The organism is Paenibacillus sp. J22P59 (genome assembly GCF_059383895.1).
Genome location: NZ_JBXENX010000010.1, coordinates 160,514 through 174,842, shown reverse-complemented (window position 1 = coordinate 174,842; position 14,329 = coordinate 160,514). Strand labels below are relative to the sequence as shown.

Sequence of the window (14,329 nt, the reverse complement as noted above, 5' to 3'; positions counted from 1 at the left end):
TTGAAGTATAGCAATCGTCGTCAGTCTTATAAATTAGGAGGTTAATTTTTGAATAACAGAACAGAAAACAAACTATCCATTTTTGCCTTAGGCGGCGTAGGTGAAATTGGTAAAAATATGTATGCGGTGCAATATGCGAATGATATTATTGTTATTGATTGCGGTTCCAAGTTTCCCGATGAAGAGCTTCTCGGCATCGATATTATCGTTCCAGATATCTCTTACTTAATCGAGAATAAGGACCGGGTCAGAGGCATTCTCATTACGCATGGACATGAAGATCATATCGGTGGTCTTCCTTATATTCTGAAGCAATTGAATTTGCCGATTTATGCGAGCAGATTGACGATGGGTCTTATTGAAGGGAAGCTGAAGGAGGCGGGCTTGCTAGGCACGACGGAGAGAACTTTGATCCATGCCGACTCCGAGCTCAAGCTGGGCTCCATGACTGCTTCTTTCTTCAAGACGAATCATAGTATTCCGGATTCATTGGGCGTTGTGCTCGATACACCGGAAGGCGTCGTTGTTCATACAGGTGACTTCAAATTTGATCAGACGCCTGTAGGTGATTATCATGCGGATATTCATCGTATGGCAGAGATTGGGCGCAAGGGCGTGCTCGCTCTGCTATCGGAGAGTACAAATGCTGAACGTCCTGGCTTTACGCCATCGGAACGTATTGTAGGCGCGAACTTTATTGACGCATTCCGCAAAGCGGAGCGCCGCGTCATTGTATCTACTTTCGCATCTAACGTTTTTAGACTTCAGCAGGTTATCGACGCTGGTGCAGCTACAGGACGTAAACTCGCGGTCATTGGCCGGAGTATGGTCAATATGATTACGATTGCTTCAGAACTGGGCTATCTGGATATTCCAGACGGCATGTTGATTGAGACGAATGAGGTTAATCGTTATGCGGACAACCAAGTGGTTATTCTGTGTACAGGTAGTCAGGGTGAGCCTATGTCTGCATTAACGCGGATGGCGCGCTCCAACCACCGTCAAATCGAAATTCTGGAAGGCGATACGGTTATTATTTCGGCAACGCCAATTCCAGGTAACGAGCGCAGTATAGGACGTACGGTAGACGAGCTGTTCCGCCTTGGCGCCAATGTTATTTATGGCCAAGGAGCAGCGACAGGTATGCACGTATCCGGCCATGCCAGCCAAGAAGAGCTGAAGCTCATGCTGCAGTTAATGGCTCCGAAGTATTTCATTCCGATTCACGGTGAATACCGGATGCAGCTGCACCATAAGAATCTTGCTGTAGCAGTAGGTGTCGAGTCTAACAATATTTTCCTTGTGGATAATGGCGAAGTAGTGGAGATCGTAGGGGGTCAAGCTCGCAAAGCAGGTAAAGTTCCTGCCGGTAATACGTATATCGATGGATTAGGTATTGGTGATGTCGGTAACATCGTATTGCGTGATCGCAAGCACTTGTCCCAAGACGGTATTCTCGTCGTCGTTGTAACGATCAGCAAACAGGACAAAACAATCAAATCAGGACCGGATATTATTTCCCGCGGATTTGTCTATGTTCGTGAATCCGAAGGACTGCTTGAAGAAGCAGGCAGAATTGTATCCAGAACGATTACCAAATCAATCAGCGATAATGTCAATCAATGGACAACGCTGAAATCAAATGTGAAAGACTCGCTCGGACGATTCTTATATGAGCAAACGAAAAGAAAGCCGATGATCCTTCCTATCATCATGGAAGTATAATCGGCAACCTAACCAGTCCACTTCACTTTGCTTAGTGAGCCGATATAAATGAAACATAAGCCTTGTTGGATACAACGGAGAATACCGTTCATTCCAGCAAGGCTTATTTATTTGTTTATTTCTGTATAAATACGATTGACTTCTAAGGCGGGAGGTTATATTATAGCATGAGACTAACGTTCGTTAGGCAAGGGAACGTCAGGAGGGGATAAGGATGGATCAGATGAGTGGACCGCCAACGGCAGAACGAATTCAGCAAGCAGCACTTCGTATGTTCACGGAGTCGGGCTATGAGGGTGCATCGCTGTCTGAGATAGCGAAGGAGGTTGGCATTAAGACGCCTTCCATCTATGCGCATTTTAAATCCAAGGAGCAGTTATTCCTTACGCTGAGCGAACAGGGCATTGCGGAGGAGAGGGAAGCGTTTCTAGCCTTAATTGAGACCTCCAAGGAGAAGCCTGTTAAGGAGCGTTTATATCTCCTGTTTGATTTTTTTACCAGCTTTGATCAGTTCTCGGCAGGACAATCGTTCCTGAAGCGAACGATGCTTGTACCGCCCAGACATTTGCGCGATCAGCTTCGCGGGCGTTTTCTTGAATACGAGAGAGAGCTGGATGGGCACTTGAGTGAACTTTTCCGGCAAGGCCAATTGGAGAAGGTATTCGCAGCAGGGGATGCCGAACGAATGCTAGCGGTATTTTATAATTGCATTGACGGCTTATTAGTGGAATATCAGTTGTATGAGCAATCATTATTTTTGAGGCGTAAGCAAATGATAGGGGAGTCGCTCATTCAAATGTGGACGACATAAGAAGGGAAGGGTTTAATGATGGCATGGGTATATTTGATTCTGGCTGGCTTGCTTGAGGTAGGCTGGACGTTCGGCTTGAAGTATTCGCAGAGCTTTACCGTTCTTGTTCCGAGCGTAATTACGATTATTTTGATCATCATCAGCTTCATGCTGCTGGCACGTGTTATGCGGTATATTGAGATTGGGACAGCGTATGCGATTTTTACAGGCATTGGTACGGTAGGGACAGTTATAATCGGTATTCTTGTGCTGGGCGAGTCGGCTGATCCGGCAAGGTTGTCCTTTATCGTATTGCTTATAGTGGGGATAGTGGGACTGAAGCTTGTGTCCTCGGATAAGAAAGATGAGTCTGCTGCCGAGAAGGAGGGGACTTAACATGGGTTGGATGTTCTTGATATTATCCGGTTTGGCTGAGGTAGGCGGCGTGACCTTCATGAAGCTGTCTGATGGCTTCCGCAAATGGAAGGGGACAGTAGGGGCAGTTGTATTCGGATTTTTCAGCTTCTATTTGTTATCCAGGGCTCTGGAGGAAATTCCGCTGAGCACCGGTTATGGGATATGGACCGGGATTGGCTCCGTTGGCAGCGTGCTGCTCGGGATGATCTTTTTCGGAGATTCGAGAAATTGGAAGAAGATTGTATTCGTGCTGATGATTATTACAGGTGTCATTGGCTTGAAAATGACCGGCGGCAGTCATTAGGTCTGACGAGTTGCCGCACGGCCTCAATAACGGATTTGCGGTAAAAGCCTTCAGGCTCTCCTGAGGGCTTTATTCATTCCTGAAAGCGAGCGAATAAGGCTTGCATTATTGCTCCTGCTCCTCATCGAATGCCTCCAGAAGAGCCGGCACTCGCTCACGGTCCTTCTTCAGAATATGGAGCCGTTTCAAAGCATGGTCCTCGAAGGTGATTTTGGATTTCACACCATGTGCCTTAAGATAAGCCTGCAATCTGTCAATCAGATCAGCTCGAGAACCGCCTTCGGTTCTAATGGCGATCCATCGATTCCAAAATGCCATTCCCGCGCACCTCCCACTTGTAGAAAAATACATTCCGTACATACTTATTCACAGGGCTATGACGATCATGACAATAATTAATCAAAGCTTGCGTAAATGATTAGCTTGCTTGGACATTATTTGTTAGTTGGGTATTAAGGGTGGTAAAATGGGATTAGTAAGGCGAATGACAGAAAAAAGATCGAGGAGGAGAGCGAAATGAGCAATCACATCACATCAATTACACAATCGACCGAATTGAATAATGGCGTTAAAATGCCTTGGCTGGGGCTGGGCGTGTGGAAGTCAGAGGAAGGCGAGGAAGTCGAAAAAGCGGTTTCTTATGCTTTGGAAGCGGGCTATCGCAGTATAGATACGGCAGCCGTGTATGGCAATGAAGAAGGAGTCGGACGAGCTATTGCTGCCAGTGGAGTGAAGCGTGAAGAGCTGTTTGTCACAACCAAGGTATGGAACAGTGATCAAGGCTACGAGAGCACACTTCAAGCCTTCGAGACAAGCCGGCGCAAGCTGCAGCTTGAAGTTATCGACCTCTATCTTGTTCATTGGCCTGTGAAGGATAAATACAAAGAGACGTATCGTGCATTGGAGAAGCTATATAAGGATGGGTATGTTAGAGCCATCGGCGTTAGTAATTTTCTCGTGCCGCATTTGGAGGATTTACTGTCTTCCTGTGAAGTGACTCCTGCAGTCAATCAAGTGGAATTCCAGCCTTACCTTACGCAGCCAGAGCTGCAAAGCTATTGCCGTGAACATCGCATTCAGTTGGAAGCATGGAGTCCGCTTATGCAGGGAAATCTGAATATAGGGCTTCTCAGTGAAATTGGTCTGAGGCATGGGAAGACGCCTGCACAGGTTGTGCTTCGTTGGGACCTGCAGAATGGCGTAGTAACCATTCCGAAGTCGGTCAAGCAGAATCGAATTATCGAGAATGCCGACATTTTTGATTTTGAACTCACAAATGAAGAAATTTCATCGATTAATCAGTTGAACGAAGGTCGGCGCTTTGGTCCAGACCCGTTGAATTTCAACTTCTAAGGGATACAATGCTGAAGTGGCGCATAACTGCCATAGTGTCTCCACAATATAAGAGTGAAATCGGGCGGCCTGACTATTGACATCATTAACTGTAATTGATATTATTACAGTACGAAGTAGGGAGGCCGTTCATATTGAACAGCGAATTTACGATTGCCGTACACAGTCTCGTTTATTTGGCTTATTTGCCTGATCGGATGGCTAGCAGTGAGATGATTGCCGAGAATGTAGGCACACACTCCGCACGTGTCCGTAAGGTAATGAGTGGATTGCGCCGCAGCGGATTCGTCGATACGCGTGAAGGCGCGAGAGGCGGGTATAAGCTTACGATTGATCCGAATATTGTTACACTTGGTGATATTTATCGGGTGATGGCGCAAGGCTCGTTCATTCCGAGCTGGTGCTCGGGAGATCCGGGCATGGATTGTGTCGTTGGCTCGAATATGAATCAAGTCATGTTTGGCATCTTTTGTACGGCGGAGAAGCAGCTGGAGGCGCATTTTAGTGGAATTACAATACAGGATGTGCTGAAGCAGATTCACGCCTGCGGGTAGCGAATGTTTCGCAGATGTGATGTGACGGGTAATTCCCTTATGATTAACTTATAAGTAGAGAGGATGATTGACATGGCAGTAGCATTGACGAAAGACAATTTCTCCACTAGCATACAAAGCGGTATTTCTCTTGTAGATTTCTGGGCACCATGGTGCGGACCTTGCAAAATGCAGCTTCCTATCGTAGAAGAGCTCGCTGTTGAGCTTGGAGACAAAGCTGTAATTGCTAAAATTAACGTTGATGAAGAGCCTGAACTGGCTTCCCAATTCGGCGTAATGAGCATCCCAACTCTTATTGTGTTCAAAGACGGACAGCCCGTTGACAAAATGGTTGGCCTGCAAAGCAAAGATGCTCTTAAAGGGAAAATTCAAAACCATCTATAATAAGATCGGTTTGTAAAAAAAGCCGTGCTTATCGTTACTGCGATGAGCACGGTTTTTTTTGTACATGTAGATAAAGCGTGTTGAGAAATTGTAAAACCTCTGCGCAACTTCCAATACTTAGCAAACGTCTAGAATGTGATTGTTCATTCTGAAGGAAGTATTGGAGGGTGATCGCGCATTATGGGAAGCAGGACTAAGATAGTGGCGTTGGCATCGGCTGTTCTATTAACAAGCAGTCTGCCGACGGCTGCATTTGCTGATAAGGCAAGCAGTTACTCAGAGGCTAGAGTTCAAGTCGAGCAAGCAGGGGAGGGGGCGGTAGAAATATCTGCAAATTCATCTGTTCAGCTGAAGATCACGAAGGAAAAGGCGGAAGTGTTAGCCCGGGAGCTTGTAAGCATACCGAAGGAATATAATCTGCAAGGCGTCTCGCTTTACAATGATGTGCTGGCAGGCGGCAAACGGAATGTATGGGGACTGGATTTCGCTAAGAAGGAGAATGGCAAGCACAAAGGCAGTATTTTCGTGCGAATCAACGCGGACAGCGGCCAACTGCTGGAATTTAACTCCTATGTGAATAATCCCAGTGCGAAACCCGCTTATCCATTGAAGGTAGAAAGAACGGAAGCTCAGAAGATTGCGATTTCCTTTATCGAGAAGATCGCTCCTGAATATAAGAATCAAATTAGATATAATCCTGATTACGGCATTCAGCTGCTCCCGCCATTAACGGGGGATGTTCGTCATACGCTTCGATATGAGCGAATCGTGAACGATATTCCGTATGTGGATAACTTTATCGAGCTCAATGTGGATAGCGAAGGCTATATACTTGGATTCACCTTGGTCTGGGATGAGACCATTACCTTCCCTAAGGTGGAGAATAGTCTCACGCTTGCGCAAGCTAATGCCAAGCTGTCGGAGCTGGCAAAGCCAGAGCTTAGATATATTATTCCTTATCGTGCAGGCGGAATCGTGAAGCCTCTGTTAAGCTATGAATTGACGCCTATTGCCATAGATGCGGGTACGGGCAAATTGGTTCAGGAGCCTGCTTATGGCACGACAAGCAAAGTATCCGATAAGCCGATTGCAGAGCAGCCGCTTGGGAAGGAACCGGAGCGTACAGGAAGCTTAACGGATAAACAAGCGATAGAGGCTGTCAAGTCGGCATTCTCTATTCCTGCTAATGCAGAGATGAATAGTGCCAGATACAATGAGCAGAATGAAGAGCAGCTTGGCCTGACGACGGCCTATTGGAACATCGACTGGACGATTAAAGAAGGAAATCAACAAAAGGGTTCGGTACATGCATCAGTAGATAGTGCGACAGGTGTAGTTAGAAGCTTTAATTATTACTATGATGCCGATGATGACGTCAAGGCAAAGATTACTTATGAGCAAGCAAAGACTAAAGCCATCGAGACAATTAAGAAAAATTTGCCATGGTTAGCTGATGAGCAGTATCTCATTGAGTATGAGAGAGCAGAGCTTGGCAATCAGGAGCGTCCAATTAAATATTATGACTTTGGCTTTACTCGTAAAATTCATGGAGCAACTACCAGAGATTACGAATGGTATAGCGTAAACATAGATGCGAGTACAGGCGATGTAAGAAGCTATGAAGGGGGCTATATGCCTTATGAATATCCGAAGGAGGCACCAAGCCTTATTACCCCTTCACAAGCAGTGGAGAAATGGCTGACATTCTATCGCACGGAGCAGACTTATTATTTGGCGCAGCAATTTATTTATCAGGGACAGCCATTGCCGATTGAGAAATATAAGGTGCTGCTCGCTGCGGGAGAGCTGAAAGCTTCTGACGTGGAGTATAAGACAGAAGCGCAGCTTGTCTATCGGCTAGTGCCTCGTCTAATCGATGAGGCTGTATTCCTGGATGCAGAGACGGGAAATTGGCGGAGCAGGGAGACCGGTGAGGCAGCCCAGCTTGAGAAGCCAAAGGCGACGGATATTAATGGGCATTGGGCACAACGCCAGTTGGAGCTGATGGTGGCTTACAAAGCCCTTGATGTGAAGGATGGCAAGGTACGGCCGAATGCTATCGTTACTCGCGGAGAGTTGATTAAGATGCTTGTTCTTTCGATGAGCGGGGGCAATTCGCCAAGATATGAATTGGCTTCGACAAGCAGCTCCAAATTAATGGGTTCCTTCTCTGATGTTGCGTCCACCTCGAGTTACTATATGTATGTAGAGAGTGCACTCGAGCAGAAATTGATTGATATCGGCGACGGAACCTTCAATCCGGAAGGGAAAGTTGACCGGGAAGAAATGGCTGAATTGATCGTAAGGGCTCTTGGCTATAACACACTGGCTAATTATGACCAGCTGTTCAATGCCTCATTCAAGGATGCTGCACAAGTCGAGAAAAAAGGGCAGGCTGCCATTGTCGTTGGCCTTAACATTATGTCATTGTCTGATGGCAAGTTTCTTCCTAATAAGGAAGTGACCCGTGCTGATGCTTCAGCAGCCTTCTTCCGATTCTTGCAGACGCGAGCCGATCTGCAAGAGGCGCCTTTGCGCAACTAAATAGCTTGAATAATAACCGCCAACCCTGCAGCTAAAAGGGTTGGCGGTTATTGCTGTTAATCGGTTTTCTTTTTCTCAGAGGTGAAATTGGTTGCGGATTTGGTATCTTCAACATTGTCATTCACGAAGGCCATATCTTGATTTTTTGCCTTCATGGCTGTTGTACCTTTATAATTGCCTTTGTGGCTTTTGTTTTCCATGTCATCGGTCACCTCCTTGGTGCTTGAGAGTAGTATTTCCAGAGCAGCCGAGGACATTCCATGGTACAGACCTAATGAGGGGTGCAGATTGTGAATAAAGCAGGGTATAAATATGGGGTATTTGTTATTTTCTTGTTATTTAGTCTTTTAGTCGTTCATGTAAGTAATGAGGCATTGATTCGCAATGGTGATCCTGGGCCGACGATTAAGTATACGTTCGTCCAATTCGGCATGATGTTTGCCGTTGGGGCCAGTCTGCATCTGCTGACGCGCTCTTCCTTTCGTTTTAATATCAGGGGCACGCTGATTACGCTTATTCTGTCTATCTGCTTGCTTGTTGCCAATTATGTGGCTGCAATCTATTATGGGCAAATCTATACGCTTGCCAACGGAATGGTGGAGCTGCTTGGGCGCATTATTCTAGACGATAAGAATCAGGTGCTATTCAACATAGTGGCAGGCTATTTGTTCGGCTTGTCCTTTACGGATAAGAAATAGTATTTCAATAAAAAAATAATCGTCTGCGATGGTGTCTATACGCGCCAGCCCTTCCCTACATATGCTGATGGCAAGATGGTAGAACTACGCTGTGGGGCAGAGGGGGAAGGCGAATTGGCTGAGGCACTGACCAGCATTATAATCGTGACACGCAATCAGCTTGATTGTACGCAGCAATGCGTGGACAGCATTAGAAGGAATACCGATAGCGGCAGTTATGAACTGATTATTGTAGACAATGGATCGGATGATGAAACGGTAAGCTGGGCGGAGGCCCAGGCGGATATTCGTCTGATCGCTAATGCAGAGAATGCGGGATTCCCCAAAGGCTGCAATCAAGGAATTGCTGTAGCAGCCGGCGCCTACATTATGCTGCTGAATAATGATACGATTGTCACGGCTGGCTGGCTCGATGGCTTAAAGCGCTGCTTGTTAAGTGACAGCAGGATTGGCGCGGTAGGTCCGGTAACGAATTCGGCTTCGTACTGGAGCGAGATTCCTGCCCAATATACGACACTGGAGGAGCTTGATTGCTTCGCTGCATCTGTACGTGCTTCAACTGCTCCTGCCCTATGGGAGGAGCGGCTCAAGCTGGTCGGCTTCTGCATGCTGCTGCGGCGTGAGGCTTGTGAAGCTGCAGGTCAGCTCGATGAACAGTTCGGAATAGGGAATTTCGAGGATGATGATTATTCGCTTCGGCTTCGTCTGCAAGGCTATAAGCTCCTGCTGTGCAGGGATGTGTTTATACATCATTATGGCAGTGTGAGCTTCAAGGCAGAGCTGCCCTTGTACCAGCAAGCTTATGAACGGAATAATCGTTTATTTGAGGAGAAGTGGGGCTTTCCAGCGACAGAGAGCCTTCTCATTCGTACCGATATGCTGTCACTGATTGAGAGTGAAGCAAGGGAACAAGGCACTTCTCTGCAATTGCTGGAGATTGGCTGCGGCTGTGGAGCTACATTGCTCCGTTTGAAGCGGAATTACCCTAATGCAGTGCTATACGGGGTTGAGAGGAACAGCAGTGCGGCTAAGGTCGCGGCTGTGTCAGGCATACAAGTGCTTAGCTCGGAGCAGCCGGAGCAATGGGGTCTTCCGCACGGCAGTCTGGACGGCATTGTGATCGGAGATGCTCATGGCTATGGGACGGTCGAGGCGCTGAAGCAATTGCGCAGTCTGTTGAAGCCGAGCGGCTGGTTGATCGGTTCTTTTGCTAATCGGCACTATTACCGCTTCATGCTTCATTACTTGAACCCGGATAATAGGCAAGCGCAAAAGCAAGCGGCTTACATGTACTCGATTGAGCAAATTAAGGGCTTGTACGAGGAAGCGGGCTTGGTTGGACCGTTTTCCCTTATGCTGGTTGATGATGGCAACAACGGGCAGCCGGGCGCTGATATTAGTGCCGCTGATTTTGATTGTTTGTCCCGGCTGGCAAGCAGCGCTAATGAAGGGAGCGGCAGGCTGACGGCTACGACCTTAATCCTGCTGGGGAGCAATCGGGCAGACTCTCTCAAGCTGCTGGAGACTGTCGAAGTAGTTGAGGAGCCGGTTGAGGTCAGTCATGATTCACAGCCTGCTGTTGATGCCTTGGAGCAAAATGACGTCTCCTTCAATGGGGAACGGCTCGTCATTAATCGCGAAGTAAAAGAAAATTATAGCGATGTGTATGAAGAACATTTGAGCCGGTATGAGCTTGCTTGCGGTCACGTTAAGGGTATGCGTGTGCTGGATGCCGCATGCGGGGCTGGTTATGGGACAGCGATGCTTAAGCGGGCTGGGGCGGCGGAGGTCGTTGGAATCGATGTAGATGAGACCTCTATTGAGCTGGCTTCCAGAGATTACGGGGGAGAAGGCATCGCTTACCTTAGCGGAAATGTACTGGAGCTTCCCTTCGCGAAGATGAGCTTCGATGCGGTTATTTCTTTCGAGACGATTGAGCATGTGGATGATGGCTCGGCTTGGATTGCGGAATCTGCAAGGGTATTGAAGGATGGGGGATTGTTCATCGTCTCCACTCCGAATCGGACAGTGACGAATCCGCCGCTTTACTTCGAGGAGCAGCCCTTCAACCCTTATCATCGCTTTGAATACCGTACCGCAGAGCTGCTTGGCGATTTGCTGGTGCACTATAATATTGAAGCGCTGTACGGGCAGAATCCCGTCGATGATTCCAGATTCACGGCACTGAACTGGCTCAGGCAGAAAAGCGGGCTAGCTCCTGGACGGGATGCGAAGAACATTATGGACATAACGGGACATCATCCAATCCCGCTGAGCAAGTTCAAAAGCAGCGAGCCGATGTATGTTGTGGCGGTATGCCGCAAGAAAATTTCAGCGGATGCTTAGATGGGCAGGGGAGAGGCTTGAAGGCAGAAAGTATGCCGGGCAAGCCTTTTTTTGCTTGGGGGAAAAGTGGATTGGGGAACGTTAAAGCTCCTCCGAGGGCAGAGGAAAGCGGCGGTAACAATAGGCAGGGCTTTTAATGTATATACGCATCAGGTATAATGGCGTAAGAATTATTTGAGATAAGGGGTTGTTGAAATGCCACTCTCCTGTGGAATCGTTGGATTGCCGAATGTAGGCAAATCCACTTTATTTAATGCTATTACGCAAGCGGGCGCCGAGTCTGCTAACTATCCTTTCTGTACGATTGACCCGAACGTTGGGGTAGTTGAGGTGCCGGATCATCGGCTTCAAAGACTGGTTGAGCTTGTTGTGCCTAAAAGCACCGTACCTACTGCATTCGAATTTGTTGATATTGCCGGACTTGTGGCAGGTGCCAGCAAGGGTGAAGGATTGGGCAATAAGTTTCTGGCTCATATCCGTGAAGTGGATGCGATTGTTCATGTCGTTCGCTGCTTCGAGGATGAGAATATTACCCATGTTAACGGCAAGACTGATCCGCTGAGTGATATCCAGACTATTAATCTGGAGCTGATCCTGGCTGATATCGACTCCGTTGAGAAGAAGATTGACCGCTCCCGCAAAAACCTTAAGGGCGGCGACAAGAAGATTGCACAAGAGGTAGAAGTGCTTGAGCGTGTAAAAGAAGCGCTGTATAACGATAAACCAGCGCGCAGCCTTGACCTGACTGAGGACGAGCTGTTGCTTATTCGTGATCTTCATTTGCTGACCATGAAGCCGGTTCTGTATGCGGCGAATGTAAGTGAAGCCGAAGTAGCGAACACGGATAACAATCCGTTCGTGCAGCAGGTTCGTGAATTCGCAGCGGCAGAGAACGCAGAGGTTGTTCCGATTAGTGCGCGAGTGGAAGAAGAGATCGCTGAGCTTGAGGGTGATGACAAGGCGATGTTCCTGGAAGAGCTTGGCCTTCAAGAGTCTGGTCTTAACCGACTGATTAGTGCGGCTTACAAGCTTCTAGGGCTGTACACATACTTCACGGCAGGCGTACAAGAGGTTCGCGCTTGGACAATCCGCAAAGGAACGAAAGCTCCACAAGCGGCCGGCGTGATCCACACGGACTTCGAACGCGGATTCATTCGTGCCGAGGTAGTATCCTTCGATGATTTGTCGGCTGCCGGCTCGATGAATGGCGCTAAGGAAAAAGGCCAGCTTCGCCTGGAAGGCAAAGACTATGTAGTTAAAGACGGCGATGTTATGCATTTCCGGTTCAACGTATAGTCTAATAAGAAAAGAGCTATGTACCCTTTTTTGGGTATCTCCTTAGTGAACAAAGACGACTCTTCATTCAAAGTGAATGGAAGGTCGTCTTTTTGATTGAGCGTCATTAGATTTTCACAGGGGATAGCCCTTTCGAGTCATGCCCGCTTCAAGGTCGGTTCTGTATACTTAAACGAGGTAGCCTACAAGAAAGGAAGTGCGAACGGTGCATAATCATACAAAACATTATAAACATTGGGTAATGTCTCTTTTACTTTTGGCTGTTCTATGGGCAATAGGCGCTCCATCAGCTATGGCTCATGCCACAATGGAGGAATCTACTCCCGCCGCTAATTCCAAGCTGAAGCAATCACCGCCGGTGATCGAGCTCAAGTTCAATGAGCCTGTTGAGTCAGGCGTAGGTTCTATTGAGGTGCTTGATTCACAATCGCGAAAGGCTACATCGGCTAAGCCTGAACTAAGCTCGAATGGTACGGTCTTGAAGCTTACGCTTCCAGAGCTTGATGAGGGTGTGTACACGGTTGTTTATCGTATCTTGTCAGAGGATGGCCATCCGGTAAGCGGCTCTTACGTATTCGTGCTTGGCAATCCGCCGGAATGGAAGGATGCCGACACCTTCTCCAATACCTTTCAAGCAGGTACCAATACAGATCAGAATAACTGGCTGATTTACGGACTGCGAATTATTTATTTCGCTGCGCTGCTGCTGGCTACAGGGGTAATCGCATGGTCTGCTTGGTATCGCCGTCCAAGTGCTGCAGTCACGAGCTTGTTCGAGCGGTTGGCTCTTATGTCAATGCGGGTGCTTTTGTTTGCGGTTCTTTTGCTGGTATTCTTCCAGGCCAAGGAAATGATGCAAGGGCAGGCATTCAGTGAATGGCCTGCACTATTCATTGATACAGCTACAGGAAGAGCTTGGTCTTTACTAGTTATCGTTACTTTGCTTGGCTTCCTTGCACAGAAAGGAAATGCGATTGTCCGATCAGCTTGGGTCGTCGTTATTCTTGCTATCGAAAGTCTGATCGGGCATCCTGCTGCCAATAATCCGAAGCTGCTGACGATTGCTCTAGACTTTGTTCATTTGCTTGGATCAGCTGTATGGGTGGGCGGTTTGGTTGTTCTTCTGTTCATCTGGTATATAGAGCGGGAGGAGGCAGGGAAATTCGCTGCTAGCTTCTCGCAAGGGGCATTCCTTTCTCTGGTGGCTTTGATCCTTAGCGGAATCGGAATGACGCTGCTCTTCTTGCCGAAATTATCTTATTTGTGGCTGACGACATGGGGTGGGCTGCTGGTCGTAAAAACTGCGCTGGTTGTACTCGTTCTCATTACGGGAGCATGGCTGCGGATGCGGATGAAGCGATCCGCTATACCAGATGGGAAGCTGCTCAAGGTGGATGCAGCGCTGATGATCTCTATCGTAGGTATTGCGGCAGTCTTCTCCTATATCAGTCCTCTGCCGGCGAATGCCCCTTATAATTTTCATGAAATGGGCGAAGACATGCATATCACGTTGAACATTTCCCCTAATGTGCCGGGAAGTGACAACACGTTTAAGCTGCAAGTATGGATGCCTGAGGAGACTGGAGAGCCGAAAGCGGTTATTTTGCGCTTGCGCTCCAGCGATCGTGAGGATACGCCTATAGATGTACCGCTGGAGCCGTTCGAGGATGATTCTTATAGTTCATTCCCTGGCTTCATTCGGACATCTTATCAAGCAGTAGGCCCATTCATCCCCTATGCGGGCAAGTGGAAGGCTGAGCTTCGCATCATGAATCAAAACGATGAGGAACTGCTGCGAGAAACAAGCTTCCAAAATTATTGATCAGCTGCTTTTGCCTTGAAATATTCACGTCTGCATAGCCCTATCGAGTCATGTCATGCATGCTGCTAAGTCGTATACTTGGAAGCGAGTGACATT

14 protein-coding genes are annotated in these 14,329 nt (G+C 47.7%); 12 read left to right on the top strand and 2 right to left on the bottom strand.

The annotated features are described in order from the left end of the window. Nucleotides 1-48 precede the first annotated feature (48 nt). The 4 genes from AC50YO_RS18590 (at nucleotide 49) to AC50YO_RS18575 (ending at nucleotide 3,236) form a co-directional block, all read left to right on the top strand. A complete protein-coding gene (locus AC50YO_RS18590) occupies nucleotides 49-1,725 on the top strand; it encodes a ribonuclease J (RefSeq protein ID WP_494849547.1) in 1,677 nt (558 codons plus the stop codon). A gap of 214 nt (nucleotides 1,726-1,939) precedes the next feature. Beyond that, on the top strand, nucleotides 1,940-2,536 hold the full coding sequence (locus AC50YO_RS18585; protein ID WP_494849546.1) for a TetR/AcrR family transcriptional regulator: 597 nt from the start codon (nucleotides 1,940-1,942) through the stop codon (nucleotides 2,534-2,536). Nucleotides 2,537-2,551: 15 nt separating this feature from the next. Continuing rightward, nucleotides 2,552-2,911, top strand: coding sequence for a DMT family transporter (locus tag AC50YO_RS18580; protein WP_494849544.1), 360 nt, complete (start codon nucleotides 2,552-2,554; stop codon nucleotides 2,909-2,911). A 1-nt stretch (nucleotide 2,912) separates the two neighbouring features. Next, on the top strand, nucleotides 2,913-3,236 hold the full coding sequence (locus AC50YO_RS18575) for a DMT family transporter (protein ID WP_494849542.1): 324 nt from the start codon (nucleotides 2,913-2,915) through the stop codon (nucleotides 3,234-3,236). A 105-nt stretch (nucleotides 3,237-3,341) separates the two neighbouring features. On the opposite strand, the gene AC50YO_RS18570 is transcribed toward AC50YO_RS18575, so the two are convergent. Continuing rightward, the gene (locus AC50YO_RS18570; RefSeq protein ID WP_494849541.1) at nucleotides 3,342-3,554 is read right to left on the bottom strand and encodes a hypothetical protein; all 213 of its coding nucleotides are present in this window, start codon (nucleotides 3,552-3,554) and stop codon (nucleotides 3,342-3,344) included. Nucleotides 3,555-3,752: 198 nt separating this feature from the next. Between AC50YO_RS18570 and AC50YO_RS18565 the strand changes: the two genes are divergently transcribed. The 4 genes from AC50YO_RS18565 (at nucleotide 3,753) to AC50YO_RS18550 (ending at nucleotide 8,071) form a co-directional block, all read left to right on the top strand. Next, nucleotides 3,753-4,589 carry an aldo/keto reductase gene (locus AC50YO_RS18565; protein ID WP_494849539.1) on the top strand — a complete coding sequence of 279 codons (837 nt, stop codon included), beginning with the start codon at nucleotides 3,753-3,755 and terminating at the stop codon, nucleotides 4,587-4,589. Nucleotides 4,590-4,723: 134 nt separating this feature from the next. Then, on the top strand, nucleotides 4,724-5,143 hold the full coding sequence (locus AC50YO_RS18560) for an RrF2 family transcriptional regulator (RefSeq protein ID WP_494849538.1): 420 nt from the start codon (nucleotides 4,724-4,726) through the stop codon (nucleotides 5,141-5,143). Nucleotides 5,144-5,215: 72 nt separating this feature from the next. Then, nucleotides 5,216-5,527 carry a thioredoxin gene (gene trxA, locus AC50YO_RS18555; RefSeq protein ID WP_494849536.1) on the top strand — a complete coding sequence of 104 codons (312 nt, stop codon included), beginning with the start codon at nucleotides 5,216-5,218 and terminating at the stop codon, nucleotides 5,525-5,527. A 201-nt stretch (nucleotides 5,528-5,728) separates the two neighbouring features. Beyond that, on the top strand, nucleotides 5,729-8,071 hold the full coding sequence (locus AC50YO_RS18550) for an S-layer homology domain-containing protein (protein WP_494849534.1): 2,343 nt from the start codon (nucleotides 5,729-5,731) through the stop codon (nucleotides 8,069-8,071). A gap of 56 nt (nucleotides 8,072-8,127) precedes the next feature. On the opposite strand, the gene AC50YO_RS18545 is transcribed toward AC50YO_RS18550, so the two are convergent. After that, nucleotides 8,128-8,271, bottom strand: a complete 144-nt coding sequence (locus AC50YO_RS18545) for a hypothetical protein (protein ID WP_494849532.1) — start codon at nucleotides 8,269-8,271, stop codon at nucleotides 8,128-8,130. A gap of 90 nt (nucleotides 8,272-8,361) precedes the next feature. Between AC50YO_RS18545 and AC50YO_RS18540 the strand changes: the two genes are divergently transcribed. From AC50YO_RS18540 to AC50YO_RS18525, 4 genes are all read left to right on the top strand, one after another. After that, entirely contained in the window at nucleotides 8,362-8,769 is a 408-nt protein-coding gene (locus AC50YO_RS18540; RefSeq protein ID WP_494849530.1) for a hypothetical protein, read from the top strand. A 75-nt stretch (nucleotides 8,770-8,844) separates the two neighbouring features. Beyond that, a complete protein-coding gene (locus tag AC50YO_RS18535; RefSeq protein WP_494849528.1) occupies nucleotides 8,845-11,115 on the top strand; it encodes a methyltransferase domain-containing protein in 2,271 nt (756 codons plus the stop codon). Nucleotides 11,116-11,310: 195 nt separating this feature from the next. Further along, entirely contained in the window at nucleotides 11,311-12,411 is a 1,101-nt protein-coding gene (gene ychF, locus AC50YO_RS18530; RefSeq protein WP_494849527.1) for a redox-regulated ATPase YchF, read from the top strand. Between the two features lie 241 nt (nucleotides 12,412-12,652). Further along, the gene (locus AC50YO_RS18525) at nucleotides 12,653-14,233 is read left to right on the top strand and encodes a copper resistance CopC/CopD family protein (protein WP_494849525.1); all 1,581 of its coding nucleotides are present in this window, start codon (nucleotides 12,653-12,655) and stop codon (nucleotides 14,231-14,233) included. The last annotated feature ends 96 nt before the right edge of the window (nucleotides 14,234-14,329 follow it).

What these genes read in the sequence shown, in the direction of transcription:
- AC50YO_RS18585 (WP_494849546.1), top strand. Translation starts at nt 1,940, where the DNA reads ATGGATCAGATGAGTGGACCGCCAACGGCAGAACGAATTCAGCAAGCA.
- AC50YO_RS18580 (WP_494849544.1), top strand. Translation starts at nt 2,552, where the DNA reads ATGATGGCATGGGTATATTTGATTCTGGCTGGCTTGCTTGAGGTAGGC.
- AC50YO_RS18575 (WP_494849542.1), top strand. Translation starts at nt 2,913, where the DNA reads ATGGGTTGGATGTTCTTGATATTATCCGGTTTGGCTGAGGTAGGCGGC.
- AC50YO_RS18570 (WP_494849541.1), bottom strand. Translation starts at nt 3,554, where the DNA reads ATGGCATTTTGGAATCGATGGATCGCCATTAGAACCGAAGGCGGTTCT.
- AC50YO_RS18565 (WP_494849539.1), top strand. Translation starts at nt 3,753, where the DNA reads ATGAGCAATCACATCACATCAATTACACAATCGACCGAATTGAATAAT.
- trxA (WP_494849536.1), top strand. Translation starts at nt 5,216, where the DNA reads ATGGCAGTAGCATTGACGAAAGACAATTTCTCCACTAGCATACAAAGC.
- AC50YO_RS18545 (WP_494849532.1), bottom strand. Translation starts at nt 8,271, where the DNA reads ATGGAAAACAAAAGCCACAAAGGCAATTATAAAGGTACAACAGCCATG.
- AC50YO_RS18535 (WP_494849528.1), top strand. Translation starts at nt 8,845, where the DNA reads ATGGTAGAACTACGCTGTGGGGCAGAGGGGGAAGGCGAATTGGCTGAG.
- ychF (WP_494849527.1), top strand. Translation starts at nt 11,311, where the DNA reads ATGCCACTCTCCTGTGGAATCGTTGGATTGCCGAATGTAGGCAAATCC.
- AC50YO_RS18525 (WP_494849525.1), top strand. Translation starts at nt 12,653, where the DNA reads ATGTCTCTTTTACTTTTGGCTGTTCTATGGGCAATAGGCGCTCCATCA.